Origin of the sequence: Acinetobacter sp. YH12151, from assembly GCF_013418355.1 — a bacterium.
In the GTDB taxonomy this organism is placed as follows: Bacteria; Pseudomonadota; Gammaproteobacteria; order Pseudomonadales; family Moraxellaceae; genus Acinetobacter; species Acinetobacter pseudolwoffii.
Map to the genome: position 1 here is coordinate 20,382 of NZ_VPCG01000020.1, position 26,261 is coordinate 46,642.

The 26,261-nt window shown below is 45.2% G+C and carries 22 protein-coding genes; 11 read left to right on the forward strand and 11 right to left on the reverse strand.

The features are described from left to right. The first annotated feature begins 153 nt into the window (after positions 1-153). Positions 154-687 (forward strand): hypothetical protein, encoded by a 534-nt coding sequence (locus FTU82_RS09050; RefSeq protein ID WP_005095647.1) that lies wholly within the window; start codon positions 154-156, stop codon positions 685-687. 9 nt (positions 688-696) lie between these two features. After that, positions 697-1,695, forward strand: coding sequence for a DNA polymerase III subunit delta (gene holA, locus FTU82_RS09055; protein ID WP_180050981.1), 999 nt, complete (start codon positions 697-699; stop codon positions 1,693-1,695). Here holA and FTU82_RS09060 read toward each other — a convergent pair. Then, the gene (locus FTU82_RS09060; protein WP_005172715.1) at positions 1,692-2,141 is read right to left on the reverse strand and encodes a bacteriohemerythrin; all 450 of its coding nucleotides are present in this window, start codon (positions 2,139-2,141) and stop codon (positions 1,692-1,694) included. The two genes, holA and FTU82_RS09060, sit on opposite strands and share 4 nt — an antisense overlap. A 590-nt stretch (positions 2,142-2,731) precedes the next feature. Here FTU82_RS09060 and FTU82_RS09065 point away from each other — a divergent pair. Genes FTU82_RS09065 through FTU82_RS09075 form a run of 3 tightly spaced genes read left to right on the forward strand, consistent with a single transcriptional unit; the run spans position 2,732 to position 7,504 of the window. Further along, complete coding sequence (locus FTU82_RS09065) at positions 2,732-4,096, forward strand: MacA family efflux pump subunit (protein WP_180001549.1); 1,365 nt, start codon at positions 2,732-2,734, stop codon at positions 4,094-4,096. Positions 4,097-4,098: 2 nt separating this feature from the next. Continuing rightward, positions 4,099-6,075, forward strand: a complete 1,977-nt coding sequence (locus FTU82_RS09070) for a MacB family efflux pump subunit (RefSeq protein WP_180001550.1) — start codon at positions 4,099-4,101, stop codon at positions 6,073-6,075. Positions 6,076-6,085: 10 nt separating this feature from the next. Beyond that, complete coding sequence (locus FTU82_RS09075; protein ID WP_159516231.1) at positions 6,086-7,504, forward strand: efflux transporter outer membrane subunit; 1,419 nt, start codon at positions 6,086-6,088, stop codon at positions 7,502-7,504. Positions 7,505-7,573: 69 nt separating this feature from the next. Here the strand turns inward: FTU82_RS09075 and FTU82_RS09080 are convergent, their stop codons facing one another. The 3 genes from FTU82_RS09080 to orn all read right to left on the reverse strand — a co-directional run bounded on the left by FTU82_RS09080 (position 7,574) and on the right by orn (position 11,293). Continuing rightward, the gene (locus FTU82_RS09080; protein WP_180001551.1) at positions 7,574-9,409 is read right to left on the reverse strand and encodes a tetratricopeptide repeat protein; all 1,836 of its coding nucleotides are present in this window, start codon (positions 9,407-9,409) and stop codon (positions 7,574-7,576) included. Positions 9,410-9,507: 98 nt separating this feature from the next. After that, positions 9,508-10,278, reverse strand: coding sequence for a ThiF family adenylyltransferase (locus FTU82_RS09085; RefSeq protein ID WP_005172727.1), 771 nt, complete (start codon positions 10,276-10,278; stop codon positions 9,508-9,510). Between the two features lie 457 nt (positions 10,279-10,735). After that, the gene (gene orn, locus FTU82_RS09090) at positions 10,736-11,293 is read right to left on the reverse strand and encodes an oligoribonuclease (RefSeq protein WP_004278381.1); all 558 of its coding nucleotides are present in this window, start codon (positions 11,291-11,293) and stop codon (positions 10,736-10,738) included. Between the two features lie 124 nt (positions 11,294-11,417). Here orn and rsgA point away from each other — a divergent pair, with 124 nt between their 5' ends. From rsgA to secB, 4 genes are all read left to right on the forward strand, one after another. Further along, positions 11,418-12,476: a ribosome small subunit-dependent GTPase A gene (gene rsgA, locus FTU82_RS09095; RefSeq protein ID WP_005095621.1), complete on the forward strand. Its 1,059-nt coding sequence runs from the start codon at positions 11,418-11,420 to the stop codon at positions 12,474-12,476. A gap of 93 nt (positions 12,477-12,569) precedes the next feature. Then, positions 12,570-12,977, forward strand: a complete 408-nt coding sequence (locus FTU82_RS09100; protein WP_005095619.1) for a rhodanese-like domain-containing protein — start codon at positions 12,570-12,572, stop codon at positions 12,975-12,977. Between the two features lie 18 nt (positions 12,978-12,995). Beyond that, positions 12,996-13,253: a glutaredoxin 3 gene (gene grxC, locus FTU82_RS09105; RefSeq protein WP_100329331.1), complete on the forward strand. Its 258-nt coding sequence runs from the start codon at positions 12,996-12,998 to the stop codon at positions 13,251-13,253. Between the two features lie 38 nt (positions 13,254-13,291). Then, positions 13,292-13,750 (forward strand): protein-export chaperone SecB, encoded by a 459-nt coding sequence (secB, locus tag FTU82_RS09110; RefSeq protein WP_004278389.1) that lies wholly within the window; start codon positions 13,292-13,294, stop codon positions 13,748-13,750. A gap of 212 nt (positions 13,751-13,962) precedes the next feature. Here secB and FTU82_RS09115 read toward each other — a convergent pair whose 3' ends face one another. From FTU82_RS09115 to FTU82_RS09145, 7 genes are all read right to left on the reverse strand, one after another. Beyond that, positions 13,963-14,769, reverse strand: a complete 807-nt coding sequence (locus FTU82_RS09115) for an enoyl-ACP reductase (RefSeq protein WP_005095616.1) — start codon at positions 14,767-14,769, stop codon at positions 13,963-13,965. Between the two features lie 127 nt (positions 14,770-14,896). Next, positions 14,897-15,721, reverse strand: a complete 825-nt coding sequence (locus FTU82_RS09120) for a TatD family hydrolase (protein WP_180001552.1) — start codon at positions 15,719-15,721, stop codon at positions 14,897-14,899. Then, positions 15,718-16,680 (reverse strand): RsiV family protein, encoded by a 963-nt coding sequence (locus FTU82_RS09125; RefSeq protein WP_180001553.1) that lies wholly within the window; start codon positions 16,678-16,680, stop codon positions 15,718-15,720. The genes FTU82_RS09120 and FTU82_RS09125 overlap by 4 nt, the downstream gene beginning before the upstream one ends. A gap of 49 nt (positions 16,681-16,729) precedes the next feature. Beyond that, positions 16,730-17,554 carry a hypothetical protein gene (locus FTU82_RS09130; RefSeq protein ID WP_180001554.1) on the reverse strand — a complete coding sequence of 275 codons (825 nt, stop codon included), beginning with the start codon at positions 17,552-17,554 and terminating at the stop codon, positions 16,730-16,732. Positions 17,555-17,661: 107 nt separating this feature from the next. Then, the gene (locus FTU82_RS09135) at positions 17,662-19,254 is read right to left on the reverse strand and encodes a peptide chain release factor 3 (RefSeq protein WP_005095608.1); all 1,593 of its coding nucleotides are present in this window, start codon (positions 19,252-19,254) and stop codon (positions 17,662-17,664) included. 299 nt (positions 19,255-19,553) lie between these two features. After that, the gene (locus FTU82_RS09140) at positions 19,554-21,404 is read right to left on the reverse strand and encodes a bifunctional diguanylate cyclase/phosphodiesterase (protein WP_180096753.1); all 1,851 of its coding nucleotides are present in this window, start codon (positions 21,402-21,404) and stop codon (positions 19,554-19,556) included. Positions 21,405-21,851: 447 nt separating this feature from the next. Continuing rightward, complete coding sequence (locus FTU82_RS09145) at positions 21,852-24,038, reverse strand: carboxy terminal-processing peptidase (RefSeq protein ID WP_100329248.1); 2,187 nt, start codon at positions 24,036-24,038, stop codon at positions 21,852-21,854. A 199-nt stretch (positions 24,039-24,237) separates the two neighbouring features. Here FTU82_RS09145 and nagZ point away from each other — a divergent pair, with 199 nt between their 5' ends. Continuing rightward, positions 24,238-25,260 (forward strand): beta-N-acetylhexosaminidase, encoded by a 1,023-nt coding sequence (nagZ, locus tag FTU82_RS09150; protein ID WP_005172743.1) that lies wholly within the window; start codon positions 24,238-24,240, stop codon positions 25,258-25,260. A 120-nt stretch (positions 25,261-25,380) separates the two neighbouring features. After that, complete coding sequence (locus FTU82_RS09155; protein WP_005172745.1) at positions 25,381-26,247, forward strand: class I SAM-dependent methyltransferase; 867 nt, start codon at positions 25,381-25,383, stop codon at positions 26,245-26,247. Positions 26,248-26,261 lie beyond the last annotated feature (14 nt).

Consider the following 26,261-nt stretch of genomic DNA (forward strand, 5'->3'; position numbering starts at 1 on the left):
GGAGAAGGACTTTAAGAAATAATCCCTCCAAACTTCCCTTTGCCAAAGGGAGGCTTAAAAAACACAAAGCCCGTTGCCAGCCAACGGGCTTTGACTTTACAATCCAGTTCAGGATTTCAAATATTCCCCTTCGGGAAGCATAGAGGGCAACACATGCATTTGGGCAAACGTTTAGCAGCAATTGTTTTAACTTGTGGTCTGAGTGCAGGCTTAGTCGGCTGTGGTTTTCATCTGAAAGGAACCAACCCAAGCTCGGCACCTGTTGCTTACTCTGTCATGAGCCTGTCTTTACCGCCCAATACTGAAGAACTGCAAGAAAAACTGGCAGTTTACCTCGGTGCTGCAGGCGTACAGCTAAGTAATGCACCTAATGCTTATGTATTGCGTGTTCTCGATTACACGCCGCGCCGCTTAGAATTAAACGGCAAGCTGGTAGAAACCTTGCTGCGTTTAAATGTAACCTTCCGCATTGAAGATGCGCAAGGCAATCCGGTGACCGAACCACGCACTGTGGTGGCAACGCGTACTTATCAATATGACATTGAAACAGTCAACACTGATGACCAGGAACAAAAGTTTTTGAATCAGGTGATTATTGATGATGTGGCACAGCAGATCGCGCGTCAGATTTCATCGAACCGCCTCCCCTTGGCCAAACAAAATACCCCAGCGCAACCTGCTCAATAAGAACGCCTTATGAAACTTGACTATCTGCAAGCCCTAAAACGTGTCGATGAAGCTCGCGGTGCCTGGGTCTTGCATGGTCAAGAGCCTTTGCTAGAACAAAACCTGATCGATGCCTTTCGCGCACATTGGCAAGCCAAAGATATCGAACGTCAACGTTATGATGTCAGTTCAGTTTCTGAGTGGAAAAATGTCTTTAATGCATTGAACAGTTTGTCATTGTTCTCAACCCAACTGGCAGTTGAAGTGCATGGCAATATCAAACCAGATGCCAGTAGCCTCAAACTGCTGAAAAGCTATTTACAACAAGACAGTGATAATCTGCTATTGGTCGTTATGCCCAAGCAAGATGCGAGCAGCCTCAAATCCAGCTTCTTCCAGACGGTTGAGGCCAATGGTGTCTGCGTTGCGCTTACTGCAAATTATCCACGCGATCGTCAGCAAATTTTGGCAGTTGAAGCAGAGAAACTGGGGATTAAACTGGCCCATGATGCCTGGCAATGGCTGGAACAGCATCATGAGCACAACTTGCTGGCAGCCAAAAACAGCCTGATGCGGGTCAGTGACACCTTTACGGAAGTTGATGTGATTCAGATTGATCATTTATATGCCTGCTTACAGGATCAATCACGCTATAGCACCTATGATTTGAGTGATGCCCTGCTGCAAGGCAATCTCTCGCAATCGATCAAGATTTTCCAGTATCTGGTCGCTTCAGGTGAACCGATGAGCCTGATCTTATGGAGCCTGAGCAAGGAAATGCGTCTGTTGATGCAACTGTTTGAACAGCCGCAAAATGCCTTGCAAATTGGAATCTGGAAAACCAAAGTCGGGCTATATCAGCAAGCTTTACGCCGTCTCAGCCCCCAACGCTTTTTGAGCTGGCCCCAGCTGTTAATCCGTATTGATGCAGCCATTAAAGGAATGTCCAAAGAGAACCCTGAACATCTCATCTTACAGGCCATTGCTGAAATGTGCGGTCAACGCTTATTTTTAGCGCCGAGTGCTTAACCAAAGAAACGTGCAAACCAGCCCTTGCCTTTTTTGCTTTCCTGAGCACGTAAATAACTCAACATATTATCGCGCACTGCATCGACATAGTCCTGATCATCATGTTGAATATGATTGATCAGCCATTTGGACAATAAACGATATAAATCATTTTCAATCGATTCTCCCTTCTCGAACTTGAGACGATAATCATTGAGTCGTTTCACAAATAATTCATGTATACCGCGATGCGAAGGTAGGTATTGATAACTGACCTGTTCCAGCAGGTTTTCTTCAAAGCTGAAATGTGACTGGGTATAATCGATTAAATCCTCCAAGACCTCTTTGATTCGATCGCGATCTCCTGTGCTTTTTACCTGCTCCAAAGCATTGATATAATCTAAAATTTGACGGTGCTGATTATCGATTACGTCGATTCCAATATTATAGCTTTCATTCCATTCCATCGTTAAACCCTCATCAATGTTGCGAGCAAAGTTGTATTATTTTTGCACAATAAATGTGCATTTTCTTGTTAAGCGGTAAAACCATAATTTTTTTATGGAATTAAATCTTACAAGCTTTATTTATTTAAATCCATATATAAAACATGGGTTTTTAAAATTTTTTTCTACTTAATTTTCAACTGGTTTTTACTATTGGGACTAAAGGGAGGAAAATTAAGCCAGAAATAGCCTTAGAACAAATATCACACAACAAATCTAGTATGTTTGGTCTTATGTCTTTATTGATTCACACTCGATTTTATTTGTGCAGCGCTTTGATTGAAAAAATACTGTTGGGAACAGTGATCATTTTATTTAAGAGTCAGCTGATGATCTTTTAAATAGGATCGATGTTATCTATAGAGGGTCAAATCCTGTTATCAATGTCAGAACAAGCAATTCATGGAGCATTTTAAAATGGTCTGTATGGACGATATTTTCAGAAATCAGCCAATAGAAAATAATTCTCATTATAATTCAAAAAATTCACGATTTATCCCAATTTCGCTTTTATAATCAATCCCTATCTTTGATCCGAATTCGTACTCAATATGCCAAAAATAAAACCGACGAAACTAATTATGGCCGCCGTGATTGCCATTGTGTTAATCGCTGCGGGGTGGTATTTCCTCAAACCTAAAGAACAGCCGCCACAGTATATTACTGCTGAAGTAACACAGGGTGATATTGAAAGTTCTGTACTGGCGACCGGTATTTTAGAAGCCACCAAAATGGTCAGCGTAGGTGCCCAGGTTTCTGGCCAGGTGAGACAAATGTATGTGGAACTCGGTGATCAGGTTAAACAGGGTCAGCTGATTGCACGAATTGATTCTGTTCGTCAGGAAAATGATTTAAAAACTGCTGAAGCCAGCATTAAAAACCAGATGGCACAGCTTGCAGTGAGACAGGCGAATCTGGCCAAAGTTGAAGCTGAATACAATCGTCAGAAAGCCATGTATGCACAGGATGCAACTTCCCGTTCAGAGCTGGAATCTGCATTTGCCAGTTATAAAACGGCTCAGGCCGATATCACGGCAATCAATGCACAGATCGAACAGTCGCGCCTGACCTTGGCAACTGCCAAAGAAGACTTGGGTTATACCCAGATTGTGGCACCGATGGATGGCACGATTGTGGCGATTGTGACCGAAGAAGGTCAAACCGTGAATGCCAATCAAAGTGCACCGACCATTGTGAAACTGGCCAAGCTCGACACCATGACCATCAAAGCTGAAATTTCTGAAGCAGATGTGATGAAAGTGGAAGAAGGCCAAACCGTTTATTTCACCACGCTGGGCAATAACGAGAAAAAGATTTACGCCAAACTACGTCAGGTTGAACCTGCACCCAATTCGATTAATACCGATTCAAATACATCTGGTTCATCGTCAAGTTCTGCGGTGTATTACAACGCTTTATTTGATGTGCCAAATGAAGACGGCAAACTGCGTATTGATATGACGGCGCAGGTTTATATCGTGCTGGATGAAGCTAAAAATGTGCTGACCATTCCAGCCGCTGCGATTCAGAGCTCAAATCGTCCGGCACGTGCCAATCGGGGTGAAGGTTCTCGCGGAGAAGGTTCCCGTAGCGAAGCTAATCCAGCAGCACGTCCTGAAACTGAATCGGCTCAAGGCAACCGCCCTGCCGCTGAACGCCCTGCCCGCCTAAATCTGTCTGACGCTGAAATTGCGCTGATTGAACAAGGCAAAGCACAGCGTGGCATGGTTCGTGTCTTGCAAGCCGATGGTACTGCAAAACCAACCCCTGTATTAATCGGTTTGAATAACCGCGCGACTGCGCAAGTGCTGAAAGGTTTAAAACGTGGTGATCAGGTGGTGATTGCTGATGGTTCTGACACCTCCAATGATGCAGCAAAACGCGGTGGCAATAGCCGTGGCCCAATGAGAATGTAAGCATGAATTCACAACAACAGCCTCTCCTCGAGGTGAAAAATCTGGTTCGTGAATTCCCTGCGGGTGAAAGCACGGTCCAGATTTTAAAAGGGGTAAATCTGGAGATTTATCCGGGTGAACTGGTGGCGATTGTCGGCCAGTCCGGTTCCGGTAAATCAACCCTGATGAACATTCTGGGTTGTCTGGACAAACCGACCACCGGTAGCTACAAGGTCAAAGGCCGTGAAACCCGCGAACTGGAAGCGGATGAACTGGCGCAATTACGCCGTGAATATTTCGGCTTTATTTTCCAGCGTTATCATTTACTGGGTGATTTAAACGCAGCAGGCAATGTGGAAGTTCCTGCGATTTATGCCGGTGCAGATTCATCTGAACGGCATGCGCGAGCCATCAAGATTCTGACTGATCTGGGTCTGGGTGAAAAAACCCAGAACCGTCCAAGTCAGCTCTCTGGTGGTCAGCAGCAACGTGTTTCGATTGCCCGTGCGCTAATGAATGGCGGTGACGTGATTCTGGCCGATGAACCGACAGGTGCATTAGACAAGAACAGCGGTATTGAAGTGATGCGTATTTTGCGTGAACTGAATGCCAAAGGTCATACCATCATTCTGGTCACGCATGATCATAATGTGGCTAAAAATGCGACACGAATTATCGAGATTTCAGACGGTAATATCATTTCCGATCAGCCCAATGTTCCTGAAGTCGAAGAGCATCTGGAAAAACAGCCGCTAATCCGCAGTGAACAAAAGAAGATTTCTTCATGGCGTTCTGCAGTTGACCGTCTGGGTGAGGCCTTCCGTATGGCCTTGCTGGCCATGAATGCACATCGCATGCGGACTTTCCTGACCATGCTCGGAATCATTATCGGGATCGCTTCGGTGGTCTCGGTGGTCGCACTGGGCAATGGCTCACAAAAACAGATTCTGGAAAATATCAGCAGTCTGGGCACCAATACCATTACCGTATTTCAGGGCCGAGGCTTTGGGGACAATTCCAGATCTTCACAGTCCAAAACCCTGATTCCGGCCGATGCCGATGCACTGGCCGAACAGCCGTATGTCGATGGCGTCAGTCCGTCGGTGAATAGCAGTGTCACCGGCCGTTATAAAGAAATTGAAGCTTCAACCACGGTCAACGGCGTCAGTGAAGATTTCTTCTATGTGCGTGGCATGACCTTCCAGTCCGGTCAGCCCTTTGACCGCAGTAGCGTCATGCAACAGGCGCAAGATGTCGTCATTGACACCAATACCAAAAATACCTTCTTTAAGGATGGCACCAATCCGGTGGGTCAGGTGATTTTACTCGGGAGCGTACCGAGCCGGATTATCGGGGTGATCGACGCGCAAAAAGGCATGATGGGCAATAATGACAGCCTGAATGTCTATCTGCCGTATTCCACCGTGATGAGCCGTATGCTGGGGCAATCCAATGTACGTAGCATCATTGTGCGGATTAAGGATGAATACCCAAGTGCGGCGGCTGAAAATGCAATTTTAAACCTGTTGGTACAGCGCCATGGTGCGCAGGATGTGTTTACCCAGAATGCCGACAGTATTCGTGAAACCATTCAGCAGACCACAGCGACTATGACGCTTTTAATTTCGGCGATTGCTGTGATTTCACTGGTGGTCGGCGGGATCGGGGTGATGAATATCATGCTGGTGTCCGTGACTGAACGTACTCAGGAAATTGGTGTGCGTATGGCGGTGGGTGCCCGTCAAAGTGATATTTTGCAGCAATTCCTGATTGAAGCCGTTCTGGTCTGTATCTTGGGTGGTATTTTGGGTGTGCTGCTTTCCCTCGGGATTGGCCAATTAATTACCCATTTTGCCGGCGGTACTTTCCAGATGGCCTATTCAACCACTTCGATTGTAGCGGCCTTTGTCTGCTCAAGCCTGATCGGGATTGTGTTTGGCTTTATCCCGGCACGTAATGCCGCTCGTCTGAATCCAGTCGATGCGCTCTCTCGCGAATAAGGAACCTGATATGCAAATGAATTTAACCAAGCTTGCCAGTGCCCTGTTGCTGGGAAGCTCGCTGACCGGTTGTGCGGCAGTGGTAAAAACACCTTATGAGCAGCCTGCGATTAATATGCCTGGCAATTTTCAAAATAATAAGGTTTTAAGTCAGCAGATCCATGCCGACATTCTGGCAGATCAATGGTGGACCTTATTTAAAGATCCGCAATTGAACAGTCTGGTCGATCAAGTGCTGGCGCAGAATACAGATCTGGCGGTGGCTGGCATCAGTTTACAGCAGGCGCGCATTCAGGCCAGACAGGCACAAAGCCAGCAAGGCGTCCGTGTCGGTGATGCACGAATTTCAACGGGCCAGCGTTTTGATCTGGAGGGTGGCAGCAATGCTTCGACGGGTCTTTCACTGGGCTATCCGGGCTTAAGCTATGAACTGGATCTGTTTGGCAAACTGGCCAATCAGACTGAAGCGGCGCGCTGGGAAGCCTTGGCATCTGCACAGGACTTACAGGCGACAGCGCAGAGCCTGATTGGCACCACGGCACAGCTTTACTGGCAATTGGCTTATTTAAACGAGCGTTATAGCGTGGTACAGCAAAATCTGGCAACGGCGCAAAAAACCTATGATCTGGTGCAGGTACAATATCGTGCCGGTGCGGTGTCCGGTCTGGATTTAACCCAGGCCGAACAGGCGATTCAAAGCCAGCAAGCCACCTTAAGCCAGATTGAGCAGCAACGGGTGGAAACGCGTACCGGCCTCGCAGTATTGCTGCATATGCCAGTACAACAGCTTTCTATTCAGGAGCCAAGCCGTTTACCGAATATTCAATTACCGAGTATTCAGGCCGACTTACCCGCGAGTTTATTGTCCCGTCGTCCCGACCTCCAAGCGACTGAACTACGTTTGCGTAAAGCGCTGGCCAATAAGGATGCCAACAAAGCCAGTTATTATCCTTCAATCAGTCTGACTGGGAATTTGACCACAGGTATTGGCAGCAGTACTTCGCTTTCAAATGCGTTGAAGAATCCGGTGGCGACTTTAGGTGCGGGTCTGACCTTGCCCTTCCTGCAATGGAATGACATGAAACGTGATCTGCAAGTCAATGAGCTGGAATATGAAAAAGCGATTATGCAATATCGCCAGACCATGTATGAAGCCTTTGCCGATGTGGAAAATGCCTTATCGAACCGGACTGAAATCAGTAAGCAAGTCACTTTGCAGCAACGTAATGTCGAACTGGCTGAACGTACCGAACGTCTGACTGAAGTACGTTATCGTAATGGCGCGGTGGCGTTAAAGAACCTGCTGGATGCACAGGAAACCACACGGAATGCACGGCTGTCTTTGGTACAAACCCGACAGAACCAGTACAATGCCTATGTGACTTTAATGCAGGCATTAGGTGGCAGTCCAATCCAGCAATTACCTTAAACAAAGCTTGAACCATAAAAAAACCGCTGCCAGACAGCGGTTTTTTATATTGCGTGATGTCAATAAAAATTACTTCATTTCTAAATAGGCATGCACATTTTTCAATAATTCAGTTGATCGCTCATGCTCGAGCAAACTGCCTTTTTCCAGCCAGTCCCGCGCGACTCCAATATCGCGTTCCACCCCAATTCCCTTGGTATATAAACGTCCCAGATGACTATAAGCATCGGCATTGACCTGCGCTGCCGCCTGACGGTAATACTGTACCGCCTGTTCGATATTTGCCTCAGTGCCTATGCCATTTTCAAACGCTTCCCCCAGCGCATTCAGTGCCACACCATTCTGCTGAGCAGCCGCTTTTTGCAGATAGCTCAAGCCTAAGGCAATATCCTGCGCAATCTGTTGTCCCTTAAGATACTCCAAGCCCAATTCTGCCTGTGCCTGTGCATGTCCCAGTTGTGCAGCCTGATGCAGATAACGATTGGCCTGCTCTGGATGACAGATAAAGACCGGATAAATACCTGACAGAGCCTGATACAGGAACCAGGCTGCTTCCTTGGAGCCTTTCGCAACCGCCTGATTCAGATATTGAATGGCTTTGTCGCGTGTCGGCAATGGATATTCCGCCAGACTATAAAAACGCCCGACCACATAAATTAAATCTGCCTCAGACTGAGCCTCGATCTGCCAGTATTGCTGGGCCACTGCCTGAATCATGCGGGTGGCTTTGGCTGTGTCTTTTACAGTACCGATGCCATTTAAATAACACAGTGCCAGACCCATTTGTGCATAAGCATCATCGGGACTAAGCTGAAATGCTGCCTGATACAGTTCAAATGCCTTTTGCGGCTCATGAGCCACTAGATGCTGTTCAAAATACAGCGCGGCAATCATGCATAAAGCGGGCGGATGCTGAGTATTGGCAGCTTCAGACCAGTAACGAAACGCCATGGTTTCATTTTTATCGACATACCAACCATGAAAATAAGCCAGTCCAATTAAAGTCTTGGAATGCGCATCGGCATGTTCTTTGGACTGCTGCATCAAATGCTGGAACACGCGCTGACGCTGGTCGGTATCGATACGGCCTTGCAGTACGCCAGCATAATAATCATAGAGACCTTTTTGATCACCAAGACTGATACAGCGTTTAATAAATTGCAGGGCTTGAGTCTGGTCTTGGGGCAGCCTCTGTCCACGCGCATAATCATCGGCGATCTGCTGATTGGCAGCCAGATGATCTTGCTGCGCAGCTAAAAACAGATAATGAATTCCCTGAACCAAATCTTGAGCCGCTGAATCTGTTAAATAATACTGCGCCAGTTGATACTGCGAATTGCTATGTCCCTGCCCGGCATTTTGAATGAGTAAGGCCAAGCGCTGCTGTTCAGCGTTCTTATCTTCTGGATTTGTTTCTGTAGTATAAGAAAGTTCAGTGATGCGGTACTGGGCATCCAGATTGCCACGGGCTACGGCATGTCGGTACCAGTACAGCGCCTTTTCCGGGTCAGCCATTTGATAGCGTTGCTCCTCATGAATCTGCCCCAGATAATAAGCCGCGTCATCACTGCCCAGATGAAAGGCTTTATCGAGATAACTGATGGCTGTTTCCGTATTTTGCGCATGTCCCAGACCCTGCAAATGCATCAGCCCCATGCCGACATAAGCCTGTGGAATTTCCTGTTGCTGGGCAAGATTCTGGTAAATCTGATAGGCACGTGCATAATTCGGATGTTCAGGATCTGAACTCAAGCGCGCCGCATGCTTGAGCTGTGCATCAAGCTGCTCAATCCATAGATCATGCTGCACAGCTTTGGCCTGATCACGTTTTACCGGATCCGGACGTTTCCACATCCAAATCCCCAAAGCCCCTATCCCCAAAATCAATACCAGCAAGAACCACATAACTGCTCCAAAACATTATTTTTGTTCTGCAAATGAATCCTTTCATTCTAAACGCCGTCTCAAAAAAAGCACATATCTTGTGCTTTTTATTTTGTAAATCAGGCTTTTGCTCTTTTACTATCCAGCTTCTTCAAGCCTTCTGCCACAGCGACCATGGCAAAGCTTGAAGTCACCACCACGGCAGAGCCATAACCACCACAGCGCAAGCCGGCACTGGCACAGACATCGGCACTCGAGAACGGATTATCGATAGAATAGACACAGGTAATGCCGAATTTTTCTTTAGGTTTTTTACAAATACCTTTGCCGCGTAACTGGGCACGCAATTTGGCCAGCATCGGGTCCTGTTCGGTTTTAGATAAATCGGCCACCCGAATTTTCAGGGGATCCAGTTTACCGCCTGCTCCGCCTGACACAATCAAGGGAATCTTGTTAAAGCGACAATGCAGCATCAAGGCAAATTTGGCCTTCACATCATCAATACAGTCGAGAATTAAATCAGGATTACCTGCTAAAATTTCTTTGATATTTTCCGGCGTCAGATAATCATCAATCAGATTGATCTTGATCCGTGGATTAATGGCATGACAACGCTCGGCCATCACTGCAATTTTTTCATGGCCCAAGGTCGTGCTCATGGCAGGCAATTGACGATTAATATTGGATGCCGCCACCACATCCATATCGACCAAACTCAGCTCGCCCACACCGCTACGTGCCAGCGCTTCTACTGCCCAAGAACCGACACCACCGATGCCAATCACCATCACATGACTTTTTTCATAATGACTGAAGCTGTCTTCTCCATAAATTTTGGCAACACCCGCAAAGCGGCGCTCATATTCATCGTCTTGAAGCAGTTCAGTCATAAGTCATCAATAGCTGTTAAATCACGGCTTATTTTAGCAAAGTCAGCATTTTTTTACTGCTTCTAAAATTTTGATACAAAATCTATCAGCAAAATCAGAAAGATAAATTCAGGAACATTTATAATTGGATAAAATTCATACATAAAACTTTAAATATGGGAGTCAAACACTGTGCTGATCAATGCTCTTTTGGCTCTCAATTTTATACTGATCACTCTACATTTTTATTTTTACAGTAGCCAAAAACAGAAAAACTATGCGCTGAGTATTTTTATTCGTTTGTTGATTTTAGGCCTATTCGGATATGTGATCCTAGATCGCCATGAAACCCAGACCCATCTGATTTTGGTACTGATATCCTGGGTGATATTTGAACTGATTGAGAGTTTATATCAAAAGAAAAAAGCATCAATCTCATAAAAAAAGAGGCTTTCGCCTCTTTTCAATTCATCGGAATTTAGTCTTTATTCATGATAAAGAAATATTGACGATAGTATTTCAGTTCGGCAATTGAATCACGAATGTCATCCATCGCCAGATGCGAAGCATTTTTCTTGAGACCACTCATGATTTCAGGACGCCAGCGTTTTGCCAGCTCTTTCACTGAAGATACATCCAGATTACGGTAGTGGAAATATTGTTCCAGCTCAGGCATCAGGCGATGCAAGAAACGGCGATCCTGACAGATCGAGTTACCACACATCGGGGATGATTTTGGATTGACCCATTTCTTCAGGAATTCAATAGTTTGCTGTTCTGCATCCTGAGCCGTCAGTTTACTGCGACGCACCCGTTCAATCAGACCCGATTGACCATGTTGACGGGTGTTCCACTCATCCATGGCATTTAACAGACGTGCAGGCTGATGCACCGCAAGCACAGGACCTTCTGCCAGAATATTCAAATTGTCATCGGTTACAATCGTCGCAATTTCAATAATTTGGTCATTGTCTGTGTCTAGACCTGTCATTTCAAGGTCAATCCAAATCAGGCGGGTATCAGCGGTGCTGCTCATAAATGTGCAATCTTATTGGGTTTAAAAACAACTATAGTAGCAAATTAATTACATCTTGGGTGTCATTCGGGGGCTGCTTCATGCTATTTTTGCCATCTGATTTACCCGGTTTTTTAGGATATGAATGGCCTTAATACGTAAGCGTCGTCTGACAGAGCAACAACAGCGCCGCATTCAGAAACAACAGAAAACACGTCAAGAAGATCTCGATACCTCCAGTGATCTGGAAGGTTTGGTAGTGCAACACTACGGCCGCCAACTTGAAGTGCAAGCTTTGTCTACTCCTGACATTCACCCTGAAAAACCTGTGGTTGCCGATGGCGAGCCTGAACCTTTCTGGAAAGAAATTGAATTGGGCAGTGTCTGGCGCTGTCATACCCGAACCAATCTGGATTTATTGGTCACGGGTGACCGGGTTAAATGGCAAGCCGATCCGAATACCGGATTGGGGATTATTACGGCGATTCATCCACGTAAATCCTTATTGACCCGTCCTGACCGCTATCACAAGGTTAAACCGGTAGCGGCCAATATTTCACTGATTGTGATTGTGTTTGCACCATTGCCTGAGCCAGCACCGGGCCTGATCGACCGTTATCTGGTGGCCTGTGCCGATGCCGATATTCCTGCGCTTCTAGTGATGAACAAAGCCGATTTGTTAAAAGAGAACGATCCAATTCTGACTCTGCTACAAGAATATCAAGACCTCGGTTATGAAGTAATGCAAACCCAGTCCGATGGTGATCTGACTGTATTGTCCAATCGTCTGGAAAATGAAACGGTGGCTTTTGTCGGTCAATCGGGTGTCGGTAAAAGTACGCTGATCAATGCGATCGTGCCAGATGCAGCCCAGAAAACCAATATTATTTCGGAAAACTCGGCACTCGGTCAGCACACCACCACCTCAACCCGTTTGATCGGTTTTGGTGAAGGTGCTGCCCTGATCGACTCTCCGGGAATTCGTGAATTTGGCCTGTGGCATCTGCCTTTAGATAAGGTACAAATCGGTTTTCCTGAAATTGAAAACCTGCTCGGACACTGTCAGTTCCGGAACTGCACGCATAAGCATGAAAAACAATGTGCTTTACGTCAGGCCGCGAGTGCGGGTGAAATTTTACCGCGCCGACTGGACAGCTATTTGCGTTTAATCGATGAAATCACTGAAGCACAGCAAAAAAATTAATTTTCTTGTGCCTCAACCCTTGAAGCGGTGATTTTGATCACCATATTTATGAGCTATACTCTTGGCAATTTTAAAATTGTAATTAGGTGAATTGTGGAACGTTGGTTCGAGTTTATGGGGAATCACCCCTTCTTATTTGGAACACTCGCGGTATTGGTAGTTTTGTTCTTCATTATCGAAGGTCAACGTAACGGTCGTAAAATTTCTCCGCAGTCGCTGGGAATTTTAGTCAAAGCAAAAAATGCCATGCTGATTGATTTACGGGATGCCAAAGACTTCCGTGAAGGTCATATCAGCGGCAGCCGTAACATTCCATATAGCCAGATTACAAAGCATGTTGAAGAGCTGAAAGCATCTGATCGCCCTTTGGTGTTCATTTGTAACCTTGGACAGGTGGCTGGTACTGCGCTACAACAAGTGGGTCATGCCGATGCATACCGTCTTGATGGCGGCATCAGCAACTGGAAAGCCCAGGGTTTACCTTTGGTGAAAAGCAAATAATCCACGAACAGGAGATTGATCATGGCTGACGTTATTGTTTATTCAACGACTGTGTGTCCTTATTGCGTGCGTGCAAAACAGTTGCTTGAGCGCAAAGGTGTCGCATATAAAGAAATTAATCTATCTCAAGAAGCACCTGAAGTACGTCTTGAATTGATGCAGCGTACCAATCACCGCACTGTGCCACAAATTTTTATTAAGGATCAATTCATCGGTGGTTTCGACCAGCTTTATGCTTTAGAGCGTGAAGGCAAACTTGATGAATTACTGGCTTAATTCTACTAAAATCATCACTTTATATTAAGGATCAAAGAATGAGTGAAGAACAACAAGCTCAACCACAATTGGCATTAGAGCGTATTTACACCAAAGATATTTCTTTTGAGGTTCCTGGGGCACAAGTTTTTACCAAGCAATGGCAACCTGAGCTCAACATCAACCTTTCTTCTTCTGCAGAAAAAATTGATGAGACTCATTTTGAAGTGGCTTTAAAAGTCGTTGTTCAAGCGACCAATGAAGGTGATACTGCTTTTATCGTCGACGTGACTCAAGCCGGTATCTTCTTGGTAGATGGCGTTGAAGAAGAGCGTCTTCCATACATCCTGGGCGCATACTGCCCGAACATTCTGTTCCCGTTCCTGCGTGAAGCAGTGAATGATATGGTGACTAAAGGTAGCTTCCCACAGTTGCTGCTTACCCCAATCAACTTCGATGCTGAATTTGAAGCCAATATGCAACGTGCACAAACTGCCGCTGTAGATGGTCAGGCTTAATCGCTGTCCTGCAAATCTAAAAAAGACCGCTTATGCGGTCTTTTTTATGGCCTTGAGTGAACTCCCCCTTTATCAAAGGGGGAATGAGGGGATTTTGCTCATTTACTCTTTTTTTAAAGAAAGGGTTTAGCAAGATTAAAGAAAAATAATCCCTCCTAACCTTCCTTTAAAAAAGGGAGGAACTCTTCCCCCCCACGGCAGAGAATAGACTTTTATTCCGCATCCGCCATTAAATCAGCGCTCATACCCACGGTATTGAAACCGGCATCGACATACAGGATTTCACCGGTAATGCCATTGGCCCATGGCGAGCACAGGAATAATGCTGCATTGCCGACATCTTCAATCGTTACATTACGTTTTAATGGCGCAACTTTTTCATTTAAGTCGAGCATTTTACGGAATGATTTAATGCCTGAAGCAGCCAGAGTACGGATTGGACCCGCAGAGATGGCATTGACACGAATACCTTCCTGACCCAAGCTCGAAGCTAAATAACGAACACCGGCTTCTAAAGAGGCTTTGGCCATACCCATCACGTTATAGTTCGGCATTACGCGCTCAGAACCTTGATAAGTTAGCGTTAACAGGCAACCTTGACGGACTTGTAGCAAAGGCTTTGCCGCACGTGCCATCGCGATAAAGCTATAGGCACTGATGTCATGTGCAATATTGAAACCTTCGCGGTCTGTGATTTCGGTAAAGTCACCATCCAAAGTATGCGCCGGTGCGAAACCGATAGAATGCACCACGCCGTCCAGACCATCCCAGTGTTTTGCCAGCTCAGCAAATGCATTATCAATATCAGCATCTACCGCCACATCACAAGGAAAAACCAGTTTTGAACCAAACTGTTCAGCAAAGTCATCTACCCGCTTTTTCAGCTTTTCATTTGGATAAGTAAAAGCCAATTCAGCACCTTCACGATGTAATGCCTGAGCAATACCAAAAGCAATGGATAATTTACTCGCAATACCCGCGATCAAGAAGCGCTTACCCGCCAAAAGTCCTTGTGCCATGTGAATCTCACCTAAAAGAATATATATGCATGATGCCAAGTCTGAGGCATTTTAGAAATTGCATAATGCATCTTTTTTTAACAGATACCAAATTACAGCAGATACAGCCGAGCAATAAAAACCGGCATTATTCATCGGCCAAATTCAAAACCTGATGGGTATTCTGCCAGAGTTGCTGTGCCAATTTGGCTTGATCTTGCCCTAAGCTTTGTGCCAAACCTTCCAGTACATAAGGCAAGTTGGCAGGTGTATTGCGGGTACGTTGCTCACCTGACTGTTGACAGCATAACGGCGTCATATCCGGACAATCGGTTTCCAGCACCAGATGTTCTGCACCGACTGCCTGTACCACCTGATGCAGTTTTCTGGCATTCGGATTGGTAATCTGTCCGGTGACTCCCAGTTTAAACCCCAACTTGACAAAAGCCTTGGCTTCCTCAACACCTCCGCCAAAGGCATGTGCGATTCCACCCTGTTTAAACTGATGCTGTTTTAAAATTTGTAAAACTTCTGCATGTGATTTACGGATATGCAGCAAAATCGGCTTATCAAATTGTTGTGCCAGTTCAATTTGTGCAGCGAAAAAATCTTGCTGCTTTTGAAAAATTTCAGGTTGTTTATGCTGCTTTAAAAATGTGTCGAGACCGATTTCACCAATGGCAATGCATTGTTCATTTCTAAGCAGCTGCTCTAAATCATGTAAATGTTCAGCCTGATGCTGTTCAATATAAAACGGATGCAAGCCGGGTGCCAAATGGCTATGCGGTGCATCTTTCAAGCCATTGATAAAACGATGGGTTTTTAACAAATCCTGAAAGCGGTTTTGCAAAAAGCCAATTAGAACCAGATGTTCCACACCTACCGCTTTGGCCGCATAGGCCAGATGTTCCCGATCAGGATCAAAATCGGGAACATCAAAATGGGTATGCGTATCGAACAGTTTTAACTTCATTCGGCTTTAGATGCTAACGCTGGCTGTGCCTCAGAGGCTGCTGTTTCAGCTTGCAGCAGATATTGCGGTTTTAGCACGCCTTGTAGCTGCGCATAAGGAATCATTAAGCGCGGCAAACCCACCACATAAGGTCCGATTTCATATTCGGCATATTGTAAGATCAAACCTTCTTTGGCCAGATAAAAATTATCGGTCAGTATGAACTTCCAGGCCTGTTCATATTCAGCGACATCTTTTGCCAGCTTGGACTCCATGACCCAGACTTTAAAAGCCTCATACGCCTGTGCTTCGAGTTTGGCTTTTTGCTTCTCGGCAATAATGTCATCCAGCTTGACCAGTGTTTGCTGTTCAAGATCAAAATTATAATAGCGCTGTGCAGATGCTCCGTGCGCACCTCCCAGATAATGGCTACTGTTTAGCACCACAGTCGCCAATGGATCACCCGAATTCAGAATCTTGGGCTTAATCATCAGGCTAATGCTATGACTGGCACTCAGTGCTTTGAGCTCCTTGTCCAGATTCAAGAAGGTCTGCATAGAAGGCTGAATTTGCTGCTCAAGCTGCTGTTTTGGTGTAGTGACCGTCGACAAGGCTGTTTTTGGTTCAGAAGCAGCCACTTCGGCTTCACTGGCAGCAGTGGCTTTTGCCGGCTCAATCGCATCGACAGACAGGATATTTTTTAACTGTTGCAAAATCTGCTGATCGATCCATTCATCAATAAAGCGCTGATTACTGTTCAGGCGTTCAATCGAAATTTCCGGACAGTTTTTACCCTCACACTCTGGAATCACCAGCTTGAGTTTTTCGGTATCACCACTAAGTTTCAGGACTTCTGGCTCGGTTTGTACCACTTCAGGAGAAGTCGGCTCTTTCGGCTCATTGCTCTTCGGCTGACATGCACTCAGTAAAACTGCGGATGCCAGTATCGATAGACAAAAAATATTCTTATATTTTGGCATTCATTACCCTTTTCAAAACGTGTAATTAATCCTGAGAGGATTACGACCTTTAGAACATATTCCGATAGACTTCGGCTTTCAAGACCTGTTGTGTTTGTTCTTTTGTTAAATAGATATCCAGTTGTTTGGCATCTTTGCTAATGTCATGACTACGATAATGCAGACCAATCCCTTCCTGATCGAAGAACCACTCAGCCTGCCCCCAATACAGTTTTTTCGGTGCTTGCTGCTGAACCTCGTGATTATTGTCTTTTAACCATTTTTCATAAGCGGTTTGAATGATCTGATCCATTAACAACTGTTGTTTGGGATCGATAATATCCAGTGGAGTCAGCATTTTTTGCTGTTGACGATCGGCTACAAAAAAATAATAGCGCTCATACACACTGATATTTTCCTGTTTACTATCAATACCAATTTGCAGCAAGACATATTGATTACGCTGATAGGGAATGCGGGTATACAGCGATAATTCATAAGCCTGATTGAGCTGGAGTTGAGCCTGCCAGGCATCCGATTTTTTCACATAGGCATTCATCGCCTGTTGTAAACTCATATCCTGTTTTAAGCCAATTTGATCCTGAATTACCTTGGCCTGCTGTTTTTCGATCCAGTGATTCATCCATGGATCAGCCGTATATAAAGTCTGGATATCGACATTAATACAGTTTTTGGTTTCACAAAATGGCAAGGCGATCTTGGCCGGTTGTTCTTGAATATTCAGGTAAGGCAAAATACTGGCACTTTGCTTAACTGGGGTTGTTTTTCCATCCGGCTGGTCAAGTTCCGGTTCTTTTTCGCTTTTATCACAGCCACTCAGGACAAGACTTAAACCAATGACAGCACCGAGGGTGGCTTCCTTGCTGAACTTCATTTTTAAACAATCTATCAGGTTATGAATAGTTTAAATGTAACATAAAACAAAACAGCTTCCGGAGAAGCTGTTTGATATTTTTAGACGATATTTGAATACCTGAAAGTTTAGTGTTCGCGCGTATTATGGAACACGATGTCCGGATAACGTTCTTGCATGAGCTGTAAATTCACTCGGCTTGGCGCAAGATAAGTCAAGTGACCACCGCCATCGACTGACAACTGGTCGTGGGCTTTTTTCTTAAATTCGTTAAATTTTTTCTCGTCATCACAAGACACCCAACGAACAGTATTGATGTTCACGGGTTCGTAAACACAGTCAACTTTATATTCTTCTTTCAAACGATACGCCACCACTTCAAACTGAAGTACGCCCACTGCACCCACGATCAGGTCATTATTATGCTGTGGCATAAATACCTGTGTTGCACCTTCTTCAGACAACTCTTTCAGGCCCTTTTGCAACTGTTTCGATTTCAAAGGATCTTTTAAGCGTACACGGCGGAACATTTCTGGTGCAAAGTGCGGAATACCTGTGAACTGTAGCTTTTCACCTGAAGTAAAGGTATCACCAATCTGAATGGTGCCGTGGTTATGCAGTCCGATAATATCGCCCGGCCACGCTTCTTCCAGATGCTGGCGGTCACCGGCCAGGAAGGTTAAGGCATCACTAATCCGCACATCTTTATCCAGACGTACATGCTTCATTTTCAGGCCTTTTTCATATTTACCTGAACAAATTCGCATGAATGCAATACGGTCACGATGTTTCGGGTCCATATTGGCCTGAATTTTAAAGACAAAACCGCTAAAGCCTTCTTCATCAGCTTCGACAACACGAGCCTGAGTAGGATGGGCCTTCGGCGGCGGTGCATATTGACTGAAGGCATCCAGCACATGGTCAACCCCAAAGTTACCTAAGGCTGTACCGAACAATACCGGCGTTTGACGGCCTGCCAGAAATTCTTCACGATCCAATGGCTCATTGGCCATTTGCACCAGTTCAAGTGATTCTTCAAATGCAGCCCACGCCAGCTCACCAACTTTCTCACGAAGATCCGGATAGTCATAACCATCACGTATTTCGATTGTAGGAATGGTTGAACCAAAACCGGTTTTGTAAATGTAGAATTTTTCTTCGATTAAATTAAATACACCGGCAAAATCACGCCCCGTACCCAATGGCCAGGTGATCGGAACACATTTAATTTTCAGAACGTTTTCGATTTCATCCAGAAGCTCGAGTGGCTCACGGATTTCACGGTCCATTTTGTTAACAAAAGAAATAATCGGTGTATCGCGCATACGACACACGTCCATCAATTTAATGGTCCGGTCTTCCACCCCTTTTGCACCATCAATCACCATTAATGCCGAGTCGACGGCGGTTAAGGTACGATAGGTATCTTCCGAGAAATCTTCATGTCCCGGGGTATCGAGCAGGTTGATCATCTTGTCTTTGAACGGGAACTGCATCACCGAGGTCGTGATCGAGATGCCACGTTCTTTTTCCATTTCCATCCAGTCCGATGTAGCGGCCCGGTCAGACTTACGGCTTTTCACCATACCTGCAACCTGAATCGCCTGCCCCCATAACAGCAGCTTTTCTGTCATGGTGGTTTTACCGGCATCGGGGTGGGAAATAATGGCGAATGTACGTCGCTGAGCGACCTGCGCCGCTAACTCATCTTTAAAACTCATGGAAAATACCTACTGCAGAACCGCAGTGCTCAAGATCAAAAACGATCAATATGAAAATTGGCAATATTGTAGCAGATTTCTAAAGCCAATAAGTATGCCCACGGCTGAAGGAAATGACAGTATTTATAAGATCTATGCTTGTTGATTGCGGTATTTTTCAGCCCAGATTGAGTCGGAAACAATACGGTTATGAAGCTTAAATATGGGAGTTTGTGTCATTCAACTGGCCTGCTGAATAATACTAAATATAGGTTCAATGTACTATTTAATACCGCATTAGTAGCGTATAAAAATTCAAATTAAGACAGAAAATCCTGTGTTGCCAATGACTCGACTGGCATCGGCTTTGCCAGCAAATAACCTTGTAATTGCTGACAACCGAGTCGAGTCAAAATATCTGCTTGCAGCGTGGTTTCTACGCCTTCAGCCGTCACTTTTAAACCCAGTTTAATCGCCAGCCGAATAATGCTTTCCAGAATCATTTCTTCTTTAGAGCCGACGCTAAGATCCTGAATAAACTCTTTATCAATTTTCAGTTCATCCACGGGCAGATTTTTTAGATATAAGAAGCTGGAATGTCCGGTTCCAAAATCATCAATCGCCAGCTGGATACCGATATTACGTAATTGTTCAAGGGTACGAATACTGGCATCGATATAATGCATGGCGGTCGATTCAGTAATCTCGATCATCAAGTGCTGCGGATTGATCTTATAGCGTTTAAACAGGTTTTGCAGATTAGCTAATAGATGCTTATGCTCAAACTGCACCGCAGACAAATTCACGGCAATCGGGAAAAAGTCGGTATTATTTTTTTCCCAGAGTTGGATCTGTTTGCAAGCCTGCTCCAGTGCCCAATAGCCCATCTGAATAATAAGCCCAGTTTTCTCAGCGCCATGAATAAACATATTGGGACCCAGTAACCCATGTAATGGATGCTGCCAGCGAATCAGGGCTTCTACCCCACAAATTTTTCGTTCACTGGTAAATTTAGGCTGATAAAACAGTACAAATTGCTGATCTTCAACTGCTTTATACAGATCATTAATCAGCTTGCTCTGGCTCTTGGATTCATGCTGATCAGAAGAAAAATTAAAGACTGAATAGGTATTGCGGCCCTGATATTTAGAACTGAGCATTGCTGCATCGGCATTCACCAGTAAATCTTGCAGATTCTTGCCATGCTCCGGATACATCGCGATTCCGATACTGCCCGAAATATTAATGGTTTTGCCATCAATCAGGAAGCTGTCCTGAATCAGATTTAGAATCTGCTCTGACATTTCTGAAGCTTTGCTGACGGACGTATTTTCCAGCACCATCAGGAACTCATCACCACCAATTCTAAGCAGCTTGGAACGGTCACCCCATAACTGATGAATACGCGCAGTCAGTTGAATCAGCAACTGGTCTCCGACCTGATGACCAAACACATCATTCACCGCCTTAAAACGATCCAGATCAATATATAAAAAGGCAATTTCCTGCTGATGTTGTTGCTTGGAAAACAAGATATCTGCGTATTCAGCCAGGTATAAACGGTTGGGTAATTTGGTGAGATTATCCTGGATATTTTGATTTTCGAGCTCTTTATTGGCCCATCGCAGTTGGCGATTCAGAGATGCCAGACGCAATTCTGAGAGAACCAGACGAATCATGGCAATCAGTAACAGAGCACTGATTAACACAACCGCGAACAACAGATCATAAGTCGCATGTGAAGATTCTGTGATTGGCGTAATCTCTGTTCTCTCAAAGTTGGCCCTAAGACTACTTGTATAGTGCATGGCTGAGACCCCGAGACTCATCACCACGATCACGAGAGCCACTCGGGAAAATGACCAGATGCTTTGGATCATTAACCAGAGGGTAAAAATAGAAGCCGTAAAGACACTTAAATAAGAGAGCAACATCCAGCTGAAATCAAAATGATAGACATGACTTAAATGAATTGCTGTCATCCCAATGAAATGGATCGACCAGATCAATAGCCCCAGTAATGCGGCCGTTGCAAATAGCATGAGTGTTGCAAATTTTCTTCGCGACTCACGCCACCATATTTTTTGAATCGGCATCAAAAAATAGCCAGCGACGAAAGCAAAGAGAGTTGATCCGATGACCAGACTGATATCATGCTGAATAGGGATCATATAAAATGTTCCGTATTGGTCATCATTGTTATTATTCCCCTCACGTGTATTTCTATTTCCACCTGGTCAAGTTTAAAGCCGTCAGAATCGTAAAGTTGACAAGCAATGCACATGTGTCGCTGTGCAAAGCCTCTGGTTTTAAATAAAATTAGAATTTATATTTTTTTAATTCAGGGTCGAGAACAGATTCTGAAATCATGATGAACATCAGCATAAAATATGACTTCTATCTTATGAGTCTTGAAAATTTTAGCAAATGTTTAAATCTATTTTTCCAGTTTATTTATTCAACCACCGTCACAATTTTTTTCTTTTTATTTAGACAGCTAGCAATTCATGTGAAAAATTTATTCTGATTTTTAAATAGCCGGATATCATAAAAAAATAGCCTGTCGAAACAGGCTATTTTTTTAGATCCTTAGATACTTAAATGGACATGCTTAAAAGTTACTGTTTGGCCTGTAACTTGGCATAATCCAGCAACACATGTGCAGCTTCGATCACAAAGGCTTCTTCTTCAGGAAGCGCCGGACGCTCTTTGGCTTTCATTTTGGCACGGGTTTCAATCAGTGCATCCATTGAAGCCTGATAAGTTTCCCAGTTCGGATAAGGTTTAAGACCTGTAGCCATACGGCGGGTATTTTCTGCCTCCAGCGTTTTTTGCTCCATGGCAATCAACTCTGCTTTACGCTGTTGCAAGTCCAGTACCTGACGCTTTTCTTCCTCGGCTTTTTTCATCACCGCCTTACGCTGTTCCAGATACTTGAACTGAGAATCCAGCACGACCCGTTGCTGAGAAAGTTTAGCCAATTCAGGTACATATTTCTGTACTGCACCTTCACGTTTAAACGGTGCGGTTGGAATGGTATCCCACTGCAAGGCATTTTTAGCCTTACGCTCACCAAACTCTTCATTATAAATATCGACCAGTTTAATGTCTGGCACAACCCCTTTATTCTGGGTACTACCACCAGTCACCCGGTAGAATTTACGCTGTGTCAGTGTCGCCTGACCATGGGCCAAGCTATCCAGTTGCACCTGCGCCGTACCCTTACCAGTGGTGGTACTGCCGATCACAATCCCACGTTCATAATCCTGAATCGCTGCGGAGTAAATTTCGCTGGCCGAGGCAGAGGCCAGATTGATCATTACTGCCAAAGGACCCGCATAGGTTTGTGCACCGCCATCATCATCTTCAAAGACGCTAACATTGCCATTACCATCACGAATCTGCACCACTGGGCCAGATTTAATCACCTGCCCCAACATACGTGCCACTTCTTCTAGTGAGCCACCCGGGTTATTACGCAAATCGACAATAATCCCGGCAACATTTTTGGCCGCCAGTTCTTTTAAAGCCTTATTGGTATCTTCAGAGACTGAACGATAATCTGTACCGGCACGACGTGCACGATAGTTCAGGTAGAACGACGGGATTTCAATCACACCATATTGATATTTCTTGCCATCGCGCTGAATGTCGACGACACGCGTACGCACACCGGCATCTTCTTCCTGAATCACATCACGGGTAATGGTCACGTTACGTGCCTGCCCCATGGTCGCGCCTGCACCGAGTAAACGTAGAGTGACTTTAGTGCCACGCTTGCCGCGAATCAGACCGACAATTTCATTGCTTGGCCAGCCAATCACATCGACCATCTGTTCGCCATCCTGGGCTACACCAATGATACGATCACCCGATTTCACCTGACCGGATTTACTCGCAGGACCACCTTCGACAATGGTTTCAATCTTGGTGTAATCTTCATTGCCACGTTCAGGACGAATCGAGACCCCAACCCCTTCGAGCTGCAAAGTGGTCTGACGATTCAGCTCCATCGCATCTACAGGCGGGAAATAATTACTATGCGGATCATAGGTCAGCATCATCGCATTCAAGGTCTTGTCGAGCACATCATCACTCTTGATCCGGCTGACACGTTCCAGCTGACGGGTATAACGCTTGGTCAAGGTTTGTGCAGGCGTCAGATCTTCAGGACCGGTAAGGTCTTGTCCATTGGCCAGTTCTGGATTGGCCTTCAGTGCTTTCTGTTTGGCCTGTTCTTCTTCTTTACTGATGGTTAGATTGATCAGCTGGGACACCAGCATTTTTGACCAGTGCGCGCGCTGTTCAGCCTCAGTTTTAAAGAATGGTGCTTTTTCACGATCCGTTTCGATATAGACATTTGGCTGATTCAGGTTCTGTGGTTTTTTCAGCTCATCCAGCATATAAGTATAGAACTGAGTCAGGCGCTGACGATATTGCGCATGGATTTCATAAGAACCCGACAAATTGCCAGCTTTCAGGTGAGCACCGAAATTGGCCCCATAACGTTTCTTGTAATTTTCAACTTCTGGTGCCAGAAATAAGCTATGTTCCGGATCCAGACTATCGATATAGAAATCGAAAATACGCTGCGAAGTCTGGGCATCCAGACGCATATTCAAATAGTGCTGACGGTCCACCAGCGTCGCCAGTTGACGTGATACCAATGCCTGTTCCTGAGATGGCTGAATGGCTTTGCTGACCACTTCTGCACTATTGGCTGCAATCGCATCATTCACGACATGGGTAAAAAAGAAGCCACCTGTCGCAATCGCAACGGCGCAAGCTATCGTTTGAAATTTCATAAATAATTCGTACTTCCTTGGCCTAGAGACCAATGTGACTGTGTTGCTTTTCGACCAGAATTTAAAGTATTCAGCATCTTAAACAACTTAATATGTTTATGTCGTGTAGTTTTATCATATTCTGTGCTGACAAAGTGTAGCAAATCATTGCAGAAATCAGGTATTGTTTCCCGGAAAAATTCTAAAACGGATTCCGCATATGATTGGCGCATTGATGCTCGACATCGCAGGCACAACCCTGACTCAAGAAGATATTGAACTATTCGGTGCGCCGCAAGTCGGTGGAGTCATTTTATTTGGACGTAACATCGAATCTGCGGCTCAAGTCCGTGCCTTAACCGATCACATGCGCCAGATTCGTCCTGATATTTTGATTGCAGTCGATCAGGAAGGTGGACGTGTGCAGCGCTTAAGACAGGGCTTTACCCTGCTCCCTGCGATGGGGAAATTTGGCGAACTGTATGCTCATGATTCGCAGCGTGCTTTAGATTTGGCCGAAAAATGCGGCTGGCTGATGGCGATTGAAGTACTGGCTGTCGGGATTGATTTCAGTTTTGCGCCGGTGCTGGATTTAAACGACATCAGTGATGTGATTGGTGACCGAAGCTTTGCCAGAAATATTTCAGATATTATTCCACTGGCCAGCGCATTTTTAAAAGGGATGAAACGTGCCGGCATGGCCTCAACCGGTAAACATTTCCCGGGTCATGGTTCAGTCAAAGCGGATTCACATGTTGCCGCAGCCATTGATATGCGCAGCTATGAAGACATTCAGCAAAAAGACATGCAGACCTTTATCCAGTTACAGCCGCAACTCGATGCTTTAATGCCAGCGCATGTGATTTATAGTCAGGTAGATCCCAATCCGGCCGGATTCTCGGAATTCTGGATTCAGAAAGTTTTGCGTCAGCAACTCGGTTTTGACGGCGTTCTGTTCTCGGATGATTTAAGCATGCAGGCCGCCTGTGTGGCAGGCGGTGCCGATGCCCGAATTCAGGCCGCACTGAAAGCCGGGTGTGATATGGGGCTGGTCTGTAATGATCGTGCAGCACAATGTATTGCACTGGAAGGCATTGCCGACCTGCCGTTGCCAAATCAGGAACGTTTAGAACGTATGCGCGGTCAAATTCCAGCGATTCAAATTGGCACTGAACTGGATCTGGGTGATGAATGGCGCAAGATTCGTGATGAAATACTGGTATTCAAGCAGCAGACTAGCTGAAACTTTTTAAATCCAATCAAGATGATAAAGGAACACGACAAAGTGTTCCTTTTTTATTATGATGTTAAAAGGCGTTACTTCTGTAGCACCCAACTAAAATAACAATAAGGTCAGAACCCTATGCCAAAATCACTTTCGCAGCATCGCCATATTTCTTTTACAGCACATTATACCGGCTATATCTGGTATCAAATGGGAATCTCACATCCGGTCTTTGCCACGACTAAAGGCAAGTTTCTGGCCACACTGCTACATCCACTCGAAGTATGGGCAGAACGCTCTGTGGGTGGCAGTATGCGTACCACACTCAAGCAGCGTCATCAGATGATTGATGAACATCTGTGTCAGTTGATCGAGCAACATCCACAACTTCAGATTCTTGAAATTGCCTGCGGTTTGTCTCCACGTAGCTGGAATTTCAGGCAAAAATTTCCCGAGATTGATTATCGCGAACTGGATCTTCCCGACATGGCCAGAATCAAGACCCAAGCCTTGCAGCAGATTGATCAGCAGGCTCCCGAAGTGCTCACTGCAGATATTTTTAGTGAAGAGTTGGACTGTATCTTTCAGATGTTTGATCCCGACCAACCTTTGGTGGTAATTAATGAGGGGCTGATTAATTACTTTGATCAACGCATGTTGCGTATTCTGTTGCAAGGTATTGCAGAGAATGCACGACATTTTCCAGCCTTGCATTACCTTAGCGACATTTACCCGGAACCCGTCAAAAATAAATTGGCGAATTTTATTTGGAGCTGTAGCCGTCTGCTTAAATTCATGTCACGCAGTGCATTTACCTTTCATTTTAAAACCCCCCAAGAATTACAGCACTTTTTTCAAGATGCCGGTTTCAATCAGGTTGAGGTACAACAACCGCAACGTTATTTTGCCGAGCCTCGTCAGCAAAATCTGACACCGGAGCAGGATGAACATCTCGGTGATCTGGTCTGGATGATTCATGCAGTGAAAAAAAACAGCGTTAAATGACGCTGTTTTTTTAT

Excerpts from the sequence above, each read along its gene's own strand:
- FTU82_RS09050 (WP_005095647.1), top strand. The coding sequence starts at position 154 with ATGCATTTGGGCAAACGTTTAGCAGCAATTGTTTTAACTTGTGGTCTG.
- holA (WP_180050981.1), top strand. The coding sequence starts at position 697 with ATGAAACTTGACTATCTGCAAGCCCTAAAACGTGTCGATGAAGCTCGC.
- FTU82_RS09060 (WP_005172715.1), bottom strand. The coding sequence starts at position 2,141 with ATGGAATGGAATGAAAGCTATAATATTGGAATCGACGTAATCGATAAT.
- FTU82_RS09065 (WP_180001549.1), top strand. The coding sequence starts at position 2,732 with ATGCCAAAAATAAAACCGACGAAACTAATTATGGCCGCCGTGATTGCC.
- FTU82_RS09070 (WP_180001550.1), top strand. The coding sequence starts at position 4,099 with ATGAATTCACAACAACAGCCTCTCCTCGAGGTGAAAAATCTGGTTCGT.
- FTU82_RS09075 (WP_159516231.1), top strand. The coding sequence starts at position 6,086 with ATGCAAATGAATTTAACCAAGCTTGCCAGTGCCCTGTTGCTGGGAAGC.
- FTU82_RS09080 (WP_180001551.1), bottom strand. The coding sequence starts at position 9,409 with ATGTGGTTCTTGCTGGTATTGATTTTGGGGATAGGGGCTTTGGGGATT.
- FTU82_RS09085 (WP_005172727.1), bottom strand. The coding sequence starts at position 10,278 with ATGACTGAACTGCTTCAAGACGATGAATATGAGCGCCGCTTTGCGGGT.
- orn (WP_004278381.1), bottom strand. The coding sequence starts at position 11,293 with ATGAGCAGCACCGCTGATACCCGCCTGATTTGGATTGACCTTGAAATG.
- rsgA (WP_005095621.1), top strand. The coding sequence starts at position 11,418 with ATGGCCTTAATACGTAAGCGTCGTCTGACAGAGCAACAACAGCGCCGC.
- secB (WP_004278389.1), top strand. The coding sequence starts at position 13,292 with ATGAGTGAAGAACAACAAGCTCAACCACAATTGGCATTAGAGCGTATT.
- FTU82_RS09115 (WP_005095616.1), bottom strand. The coding sequence starts at position 14,769 with ATGGCACAAGGACTTTTGGCGGGTAAGCGCTTCTTGATCGCGGGTATT.
- FTU82_RS09120 (WP_180001552.1), bottom strand. The coding sequence starts at position 15,721 with ATGAAGTTAAAACTGTTCGATACGCATACCCATTTTGATGTTCCCGAT.
- FTU82_RS09125 (WP_180001553.1), bottom strand. The coding sequence starts at position 16,680 with ATGCCAAAATATAAGAATATTTTTTGTCTATCGATACTGGCATCCGCA.
- FTU82_RS09130 (WP_180001554.1), bottom strand. The coding sequence starts at position 17,554 with ATGAAGTTCAGCAAGGAAGCCACCCTCGGTGCTGTCATTGGTTTAAGT.
- FTU82_RS09135 (WP_005095608.1), bottom strand. The coding sequence starts at position 19,254 with ATGAGTTTTAAAGATGAGTTAGCGGCGCAGGTCGCTCAGCGACGTACA.
- FTU82_RS09140 (WP_180096753.1), bottom strand. The coding sequence starts at position 21,404 with ATGATCCCTATTCAGCATGATATCAGTCTGGTCATCGGATCAACTCTC.
- FTU82_RS09145 (WP_100329248.1), bottom strand. The coding sequence starts at position 24,038 with ATGAAATTTCAAACGATAGCTTGCGCCGTTGCGATTGCGACAGGTGGC.
- nagZ (WP_005172743.1), top strand. The coding sequence starts at position 24,238 with ATGATTGGCGCATTGATGCTCGACATCGCAGGCACAACCCTGACTCAA.
- FTU82_RS09155 (WP_005172745.1), top strand. The coding sequence starts at position 25,381 with ATGCCAAAATCACTTTCGCAGCATCGCCATATTTCTTTTACAGCACAT.